Here is a 7,928-nt window from a genome sequence, read left to right as displayed (position 1 = left end):
CTTATTCCGGCATAGCTCAGTTGGTAGAGCACCTGACTGTTAATCAGGTTGTCGACGGTTCGAGCCCGCCTGCCGGAGTTTTTATTGATGGAGAGTTGTCCGAGTTGGCCGAAGGAGCATGATTGGAAATCATGTAAACGGGTATTAACCTGTTTCAAGGGTTCGAATCCCTTACTCTCCGTTAGCAAAATGACCCGTTGGTCAAGTGGTTAAGACACCGCCCTTTCACGGCGGTAACATGGGTTCAAATCCCGTACGGGTCATATTGGAGGATTAGCTCAGTTGGGAGAGCGTCTGCCTTACAAGCAGAGGGTCACAGGTTCGAGCCCTGTATCCTCCATAATATTTCGGTCCTATGGTGTAGGGGTTTATCACGCCTGCCTGTCACGCAGGAGATCGCCGGTTCAAATCCGGCTAGGACCGTTGTATTTAATAATTTTGATGGCTCGGTAGCTCAGTCGGTAGAGCAATGGATTGAAGCTCCATGTGTCGGCAGTTCGATTCTGTCCCGCGCCACCATGGAAGGGTAGCGAAGTCTGGCTAAACGCGGCGGACTGTAAATCCGCTCCTTCGGGTTCGGTGGTTCGAATCCACTCCCTTCCATTTTATTTATTAATAGGGGTATAGTTTAAAGGTAGAACTACGGTCTCCAAAACCGTCAGTGTGGGTTCAATTCCTACTACCCCTGCCATTGATGGCGATAGTGGCGAAGTGGTTAACGCACCGGATTGTGGCTCCGGCACGCGTGGGTTCGATTCCCACCTATCGCCCTTAGTATTGGGTTATAGCCAAGCGGTAAGGCAAGGGACTTTGACTCCCTCATGCGCTGGTTCGAATCCAGCTAACCCAGTAGGGATTTGTTCCTTCAATATGGCGGTATAGCCAAGTGGTAAGGCAGAGGTCTGCAAAACCTTTATCACCGGTTCAAATCCGGTTACCGCCTTTAGTTGCTTTTAGGCGCTAACTAAGGTAACATACGAAGTGACTACTGAGTTCTTATTATGCCGGTGTGGCGGAATTGGCAGACGCGCTGGACTCAAAATCCAGTGTCCGTTGAGGACGTATCGGTTCGACCCCGATCACCGGTATCTTTTAAAGGCATCAACACTTTAAGTGTTGATGCCTTTTTAGATTCTGCATCAACTGGCATTGTTGAAATAATAATTTAAGGTTCTAACCATTTTTTGCTTAAAATTCTTTTTGTGTGGACATCGAATGCATAGCGGATTTTTAGCCTAGATCTGAAAAAGTTAAAGCACCCCCAGCTAGCGTGTTTAATTACTTAAATTTTTGCGACTATTATTTTTGAGCACTATTTTCAATTTTCGTATGAGTACTTTTTGTCTAGAGCAATTTGGCAGTATTATTGCACACGAAGATAGTTTCTTTCCTCCTTAAATTCTTCATAATAGATAGTCTTGATGAACGGATAGAAAATATCCGTTTTTTGTGTCTAACAAGCATGTACAAAAATCTGACAGTTACCAACAATGGATATTGTAGAGCTCTAATTACTAGCTCTATGTTATTTTTTATAACTCAAGAACAGCTAATAAGATGTTTTATAAACAAATTTCAGTATTTTTCGATCTATTTGCAGATATGCCAGATTTTTATGGAATATTTCCTTAAATTGGTGTTATAATTTATAACATTAATAACGGGAGGGATAGGGATGAACGGTGCAAATATGACTTTTTTGATTGTTTCAAGTGTCCTAGTATTTTTTATGACACCTGGATTAGCTTTCTTTTATGGGGGATTGGTCTCAAGAAAAAATGTAGTTAATACGATGTTATCAGTGTTTTTTATTTGTGGTATTGCTGTTTTATTATATGCAGCAATTGGTTATGAATTATCTTTTAATGGAAACATCGGTGGTGTGATCGGCAAAGTTGATCATTTTTTCTTAAGCGGTTTGGATCTTGCGAAAATGCAGTCTAAAGAATTAGGAATCAATGTGGGAGGATATTTGATCTTTCAAATGATGTTTGCAATTATTACTCCGGCGTTGTTTGTTGGAGCAATTGTAGGCCGGATGAGGTTTAATTTTCTTTTGGTTTTCATTGTTTTATGGTCAATAATTATCTATTATCCAATGGTGCATATTGTCTGGAGTGCGAATGGCTTCCTAGCATCTTTAGGAGTTCTAGACTTTGCTGGTGGAACTGTGGTTCATATAAATGCTGGTGTAACGGCGCTGGTTTTATCGATATTTTTGGGAAAACGAATTGATTTTGGCAAAAGATTAAAAGTTGAACATTATAATATGCCATGGGTTCTTCTGGGAACTGCTATTTTATGGATAGGTTGGTATGGTTTTAACGCAGGGTCTGCTTTGGGAATGAATGAAATTGCTATTCAAGCTTTTCTGACAACAACAGTTGCTACTGGCTCTGCAATGATTACTTGGATGGTAGTAGATATGATAGTCGTAAAGAAGCCAACTTTAGAAGGGGTATGTACAGGTACGATTTGCGGGCTGGTTGGTGTAACACCTGCTGCTGGTTTTGTCACCGCTGCTGGTTCTTTTTGGATAGGACTTATTAGTGCTCTTGCGAGCTATGGCTTTATAACATATATCAAACCTAGGTTAAAATATGATGATCCTTTAGATGCGTTTGGATGTCACGGGGTTTCGGGAATTGTTGGTTCAATTCTAACAGGAGCTTTTGCAAGCAAAGCGGCTAATAGCTCCATTGCTGAAAATGGATTGTTTTATGGTGGCGGCTGGCACCAATTGTTTATTCAGCTTGTTGGGACTTTTTTCACAATTATTTTTGTTATAGTTGCTGTTTCGGTAATTGTTGTTATAATGAAAAAATTTGTCAAAATAAGAGTGAATGAAGATGAGGAAATAGAAGGCCTTGATAAAGGGGAGCATGGTGAGTATGCCGATTATACGGTAGCTTCTCAAACAAGTGATATTGAGAAATACAGAAAAGAATTTCAGGGACAGTTGGCGCAATTTAATAAGACTAAAAATTGACTATAGAAAAAAAGTTTTGAAAAAACTTAAACTCTGAATATTTAAAAAAGAGATTCTGAAACAAAATTTTGTTTCAGAACCTCTTTTTTGTATTGACCTATCGAAGGCACTACTGAATAGATTTAATAAATCTACTAATATCATTTACGCCAAATTTCTTTAACTGATATAATAAAATATTGGCGCAAGCTAGGCTATCATCCAAGGCATTATGATGATTTTGAAGCTGGATCTTTAGCTGTGCACAAACAGTATTTAATTTGTGATTCTCAAAATTTCTAAAATAAGAACGGCTTGTTTTCAATGTATCTAGTACAAGAAATTGCGGCGAAGCGATATTGTAACTAGCCAATGTATTCTTTAAGACACTGCAGTCAAAAGTCGCATTGTGAGCGGCAATTAGCTTATTTGGCGCAAATAAAGGTGAAATGTGCGGCCACAATTCCGCAAAGGTAGGAGCGTTTGAAACATCTTCAGGTCTAATACCATGAATTTGGATGTTTCTCTGGTTAAAAGGCACTTGCGGATTTATTAACGAGTAAAATTCATCAACTACTTGATTTTTACGAACAACTGTCAATGCAATTGAACAAGCACTATTTCTTTTGAAATTAGCAGTTTCAAAATCTAATGAAACAAAATCCATTATATCCCTCCTTGAGGTAAAACAATTTATTATAAATCCAATTGCAACAGGATTGGGCAGTGATCTGAACCGTAAATCTTAGTTAAAATATCTGCGGCTGCAATTTTATCTTGCAGTTTGTTGGATGTGATAAAATAATCTATACGCCATCCAGCATTATTTTCACGAGCATGAAAACGATAGCTCCACCAAGAATAAATGCCTGTTTCAGCGGGATGCAAGTAGCGAAAGGAATCTGTGAATCCTGTCGTCAAGAGAGTTGTCATTTTTTGGCGCTCTTCATCTGAAAAACCAGCATTATGCCGATTAGTTTTCCAATTTTTTAAGTCAATGTTTTCATGAGCCACATTCAAGTCACCGCACAGAATCACAGGTTTTTGTCGATTCAAGCTTTGCAGATATTCTTGGAAAGCAATTTCCCATTCTAGTCTAAATGGTAGTCGCTTTAACTTAGCCTGAGAATTAGGAGTGTAACAAGTTACTAAGAAAAACTGTGGGTATTCAAGTGTAATCGCACGCCCTTCATGATCTAGTTCGGGCTTATTGATCCCATAGTGAACGTTTTGCGCGGGAGTTTTAGCGAAGATAGCGGTACCTGAATAACCCTTTTTGTCTGCATAATTCCAATACTGGACATAGCCGGGTAAGTTGAGCTCGACTTGTCCTTCTTGCAGCTTAGTTTCTTGAATACAGAAGAAATCGGCGTTCTGTTGATTGAAAACGGTCATGAAATCTTTCTTCAAGATAGCACGTAAACCATTAACATTCCATGAAATAAACTTCATTTGTCTTTAACACCCTTCATAAATCGTCTAAAATTAATTTTAACAGTTGCAATAAAGAAAAACTAGTTGTAACCTTCTTTTATAAAACATTTAATGATTACTTTTTGATTGTGAGGACCCAACGAAATGAATCGAATTGATGAAAACTTTTATAATTTATTCGCAGAAAGCAAAGTTCTAATTGATGAACCTCTGTCAAAGTATACCAATACAAAAACTGGTGGGCCGGCAGATTTATTAGCTTTTCCGCGACAAGTAGATGAACTAAAAAGAATGATAATTGAGGCTAAGAAGTTGGCTCTCCCGGTTACAGTGATAGGGAATGCTAGCAATTTGATTGTACGAGATGGTGGTATTAGAGGTTTAGTACTTATTTTGGTGGAATTAAACAAGGTCAGCATTGTGGATAAAAATGTCACAGCCGAGGCTGGAGCTTCATTAATTGATACAACTGAGGCTGCATATAGAGCTAGCTTGAGTGGTTTAGAATTTGCAGCAGGTATTCCTGGGAGTGTTGGTGGAGCAATCTTCATGAACGCAGGAGCATATGGCGGCGAAATAAGCGAGGTAGCGGATTCTGTGACGATTCTGACAAGGAATGGAGAAATACGTGTTTATCAGAATGGAGATCTGGATTTTGGATATCGTCACAGCCGTATTCAAGATGAAAATGATATTGTCCTCTCCGCTAACTTTAAGCTTCAAAGTGGTGATAAGAAAGACATTAGAGAAAAAATGGATGATTTCAATTTCTTACGTGCTTCTAAACAACCACTGGAATATCCCTCTTGCGGAAGTGTTTTTAAGCGGCCAAAGGGACACTTTACTGGAAAATTAATTCATGATGCTGGTTTGCAAGGTTTTCGAATAGGTGGGGCGCAAGTTTCACTTAAACATGCCGGATTTATAGTAAATATTGGTTTTGCAACAGCTTCTGACTACTTAGCAGTAATAAAACACATTCAAAAAACTATCTATGCTAAATTTCAGGTACAGCTTGAAACAGAAGTTCGGATTATAGGTGAAAACAACTAAATAGTGTAAGGAGTTCACGTATTTATAAGCGAACTCCTTTTTTTGTTAACTTTTTTTGTCATAATAGATAATGGGAGGTGGTAATTGGATGTCAGTCGTTGAAACAGTGATCTTATTAGTTGCATTAGTCCTGTTATCAAATTTAGTTAATCACTATTTTAAAACGATTCCAGTCAGTCTGATCCAAATTGTTATTGGTACATCAACAGCAATATTGTTTAATTTAAAAATTGATTTGAATTCTAGTTGGTTTTTGCTACTCTTTATTGCGCCTCTTTTATATAATGATGGGCGCAAGTTTCCTAAGGATGAATTGTGGAAACTGAAAGGGGCAATTATTAACAATGCTATTATTCTTGTCTTTATTACAATACTTGCCGGGGGGTATCTGATTTATTTAGTGATACCATCATTGCCCTTACCGGTTGGATTTGCTCTGGCGGCCATTTTGGCACCGACAGATCCTGTGGCCGTCCATTCCATTTCTAAACAGGTCAAGCTGCCTGATAACATCTTACACTTGGTCAGTGGTGAGAGTCTGATTAATGATGCCAGCGGTTTGATAGGTTTCAAGTATGCTTTAGCGGTAGCCGTTACAGGGTATTTTTCAGTTTCACAGGCTTTGGGCGATTTCGTTTATATGTCTTCTGTTGGCTTGCTTGCAGGTATGTTATTGATTAGCGTAGTGATCTTTATTATTGAATGGCTTGTGGTGAAAGGATTTAATGATGTTATTTTCAATACTGTACTGCAAGTATCTGTTCCATTCATTGTATACCTGCTGACTGAAAAGTATTTGCATGCTTCAGGCGTAATTGCAGTTGTAGTGGCGGGAGTATTTTTTTCATCGAAGAGAGTTTCCTTTAACAGTGTTCAGCCAGAAATAAATTTAGTTAGTGAACGAATGTGGGAGATTATTGTGTACTTGCTTAATGGGACCATGTTCACTATTTTGGGTGTAGAGTTGCCCGTCGCAACTATGGGGACGATTAAGAATGAAAGAATAAGTACCTTCAAGGCTATTTTTTTAGTTTTTGTAGTATGGTTCATTTTATTAGCAATACGTGTAATCTGGACATATTGTTACCAGTTGTTTGGACATGAAAAAAGCATAAAATCATTTCGGAAACGATTTAAAGTAGCTATGCTGTCAGGTTTGTCTGGTGTTAGGGGTGCCATCACAATGGCGGCCGCGTTGACGATCCCCTTACATACACTTTCTGGAGATGCATTTCCTGAAAGATCATTAGTGTTATTTATATCAGCGGGAGTCATCATTTTGAGTATGGTGATGGCAATTATTACCTTACCGATGATTGCGGGGCATACGCTTGAGTTGGAGACCCGTGGCGGTGCAGTTATTATGGATGAATCAGATGATGATGAAGACGAGAAACCCCACATGATTAACTTGAACCAGGCTAAGCTGTATATTTTAAAAAGTGCTGTTCGAAGCTTGGAAGAACAAAGACGGATGAATAATCAGCTTGCTGTTTATCATTTGATTCTAGAGTATCAGTATATGATAAAAAGTATTGAAAATGACGAACGAGGTGAGGCGGAGGCTCTGGCTGCTACCACCGACGAAATAGAGTTGCGTAAGGTTGCACTTAAGGGCCAGATGCTTGAATTGAAACGTTTGTTTAGGACAAATCAAATCCATAAAAAATCATATACGAAATCCAAGAAAAATATACTTAGCCAATTAAAAAATGTTGATCATATTGCACGTGTAAGGCAGACGTGGCTTTTTCCAACAGTCGGTCAGTCTTTTAGAAAAGCCATGCGTAGGATTAGTTTATGGAATGGAGTTAGACAAGATGAAACCTACGGTGTGGAAATGCGCTTTATTGAGCGAACTTTGGCTAAAGCAGCAATTAAATCATTGTCAGAGTATTTAAAAGACCCAAATGTTAATGAAAAGTCCTTCAATCGTGAAGTAATATATCATTTAATAATCGGCTATCGGAATATAATTGAAAAACAAAAAAGTGGAGATGTATTAGGAAAAAAAGAATATCAAGAACAGGTACGCAGATTAAGATTTAAATCAGTAAGCGCACAAAGATTGTCATTACAATATTTAGTTGAGCAAGGCTATATTACACATCAGGTCGCTATAAAATTGCAGCAGTACATCAATCATGAGGAAAGTTTGATTCTACGTTCGAGTGGTTTGAGTAATGATGTGGAAGAATGACAAATAGATGTGGTCTAGATGTTGTAGTGTGATAGTTAGGCTTAAATAGGTCAGTGTTTATAAGTTAAATAAGGCTGGGACAAAAGTAATATTTTGTCCCAGCCTTATTTAACTTAACCTGTGTTGTGTATGCATTAATATAAAAAAATTATCCTGATTTGACGCATTTACACAGGATTTAGCAAACTATCCCCTTATGAATCAAAATTTTTAATTAACAGTAATATGCAAATGAAATCCCCATGCATCATGGCAAAGCAACCGTTAAGCGCT

Annotated in this window: 5 protein-coding genes and 12 tRNA genes; 15 read left to right on the top strand and 2 right to left on the bottom strand. The window is 38.3% G+C overall.

Features of this window, described 5'->3' with window-relative positions:
• Positions 1-5: 5 nt before the first annotated feature.
• From JCM15457_RS11155 to JCM15457_RS11095, 13 genes are all read left to right on the top strand, one after another.
• Positions 6-78: transfer RNA gene (locus tag JCM15457_RS11155), tRNA-Asn, on the top strand.
• Positions 79-89: 11 nt separating this feature from the next.
• Positions 90-181, top strand: a tRNA-Ser gene (locus tag JCM15457_RS11150).
• Positions 182-191: 10 nt separating this feature from the next.
• Positions 192-263 (top strand) — tRNA-Glu (locus JCM15457_RS11145).
• A 4-nt stretch (positions 264-267) separates the two neighbouring features.
• A tRNA-Val gene (locus JCM15457_RS11140) sits at positions 268-340 on the top strand.
• Positions 341-349: 9 nt separating this feature from the next.
• A tRNA-Asp gene (locus JCM15457_RS11135) sits at positions 350-423 on the top strand.
• Positions 424-443: 20 nt separating this feature from the next.
• Positions 444-519 (top strand) — tRNA-Phe (locus tag JCM15457_RS11130).
• A gap of 1 nt (position 520) precedes the next feature.
• Positions 521-603 (top strand) — tRNA-Tyr (locus tag JCM15457_RS11125).
• Positions 604-617: 14 nt separating this feature from the next.
• A tRNA-Trp gene (locus JCM15457_RS11120) sits at positions 618-691 on the top strand.
• A gap of 6 nt (positions 692-697) precedes the next feature.
• Positions 698-770: transfer RNA gene (locus JCM15457_RS11115), tRNA-His, on the top strand.
• 8 nt (positions 771-778) lie between these two features.
• Positions 779-850, top strand: a tRNA-Gln gene (locus JCM15457_RS11110).
• A 22-nt stretch (positions 851-872) separates the two neighbouring features.
• Positions 873-943: transfer RNA gene (locus tag JCM15457_RS11105), tRNA-Cys, on the top strand.
• 60 nt (positions 944-1,003) lie between these two features.
• A tRNA-Leu gene (locus JCM15457_RS11100) sits at positions 1,004-1,088 on the top strand.
• A 587-nt stretch (positions 1,089-1,675) separates the two neighbouring features.
• Positions 1,676-2,989, top strand: a complete 1,314-nt coding sequence (locus JCM15457_RS11095; RefSeq protein WP_034989953.1) for an ammonium transporter — start codon at positions 1,676-1,678, stop codon at positions 2,987-2,989.
• A 109-nt stretch (positions 2,990-3,098) separates the two neighbouring features.
• On the opposite strand, the gene JCM15457_RS11090 is transcribed toward JCM15457_RS11095, so the two are convergent.
• Positions 3,099-3,635: a 3'-5' exonuclease gene (locus JCM15457_RS11090; RefSeq protein WP_034989951.1), complete on the bottom strand. Its 537-nt coding sequence runs from the start codon at positions 3,633-3,635 to the stop codon at positions 3,099-3,101.
• A 29-nt stretch (positions 3,636-3,664) separates the two neighbouring features.
• Positions 3,665-4,420, bottom strand: coding sequence for an exodeoxyribonuclease III (locus JCM15457_RS11085; RefSeq protein WP_034989950.1), 756 nt, complete (start codon positions 4,418-4,420; stop codon positions 3,665-3,667).
• 126 nt (positions 4,421-4,546) lie between these two features.
• Here JCM15457_RS11085 and murB point away from each other — a divergent pair, with 126 nt between their 5' ends.
• Together murB and JCM15457_RS11075 are read left to right on the top strand one after the other, a co-directional pair.
• Entirely contained in the window at positions 4,547-5,455 is a 909-nt protein-coding gene (gene murB, locus JCM15457_RS11080) for a UDP-N-acetylmuramate dehydrogenase (protein WP_034989949.1), read from the top strand.
• An 88-nt stretch (positions 5,456-5,543) separates the two neighbouring features.
• The gene (locus JCM15457_RS11075; RefSeq protein WP_034989948.1) at positions 5,544-7,655 is read left to right on the top strand and encodes a cation:proton antiporter; all 2,112 of its coding nucleotides are present in this window, start codon (positions 5,544-5,546) and stop codon (positions 7,653-7,655) included.
• The last annotated feature ends 273 nt before the right edge of the window (positions 7,656-7,928 follow it).

This window comes from Liquorilactobacillus sucicola DSM 21376 = JCM 15457 (assembly GCF_000612445.1).
Lineage (GTDB): Bacteria > Bacillota > Bacilli > Lactobacillales > Lactobacillaceae > Liquorilactobacillus > Liquorilactobacillus sucicola.
The sequence above is the reverse complement of the archived record's forward strand: the minus strand, read 5'-3'. Positions and strand labels throughout refer to the sequence as shown.

Bases quoted from the DNA above. Each gene is read 5' to 3' on its own strand.
- JCM15457_RS11075 (WP_034989948.1), top strand. From the start codon at position 5,544: ATGTCAGTCGTTGAAACAGTGATCTTATTAGTTGCATTAGTCCTGTTA.
- JCM15457_RS11095 (WP_034989953.1), top strand. From the start codon at position 1,676: ATGAACGGTGCAAATATGACTTTTTTGATTGTTTCAAGTGTCCTAGTA.
- JCM15457_RS11085 (WP_034989950.1), bottom strand. From the start codon at position 4,420: ATGAAGTTTATTTCATGGAATGTTAATGGTTTACGTGCTATCTTGAAG.
- murB (WP_034989949.1), top strand. From the start codon at position 4,547: ATGAATCGAATTGATGAAAACTTTTATAATTTATTCGCAGAAAGCAAA.
- JCM15457_RS11090 (WP_034989951.1), bottom strand. From the start codon at position 3,635: ATGGATTTTGTTTCATTAGATTTTGAAACTGCTAATTTCAAAAGAAAT.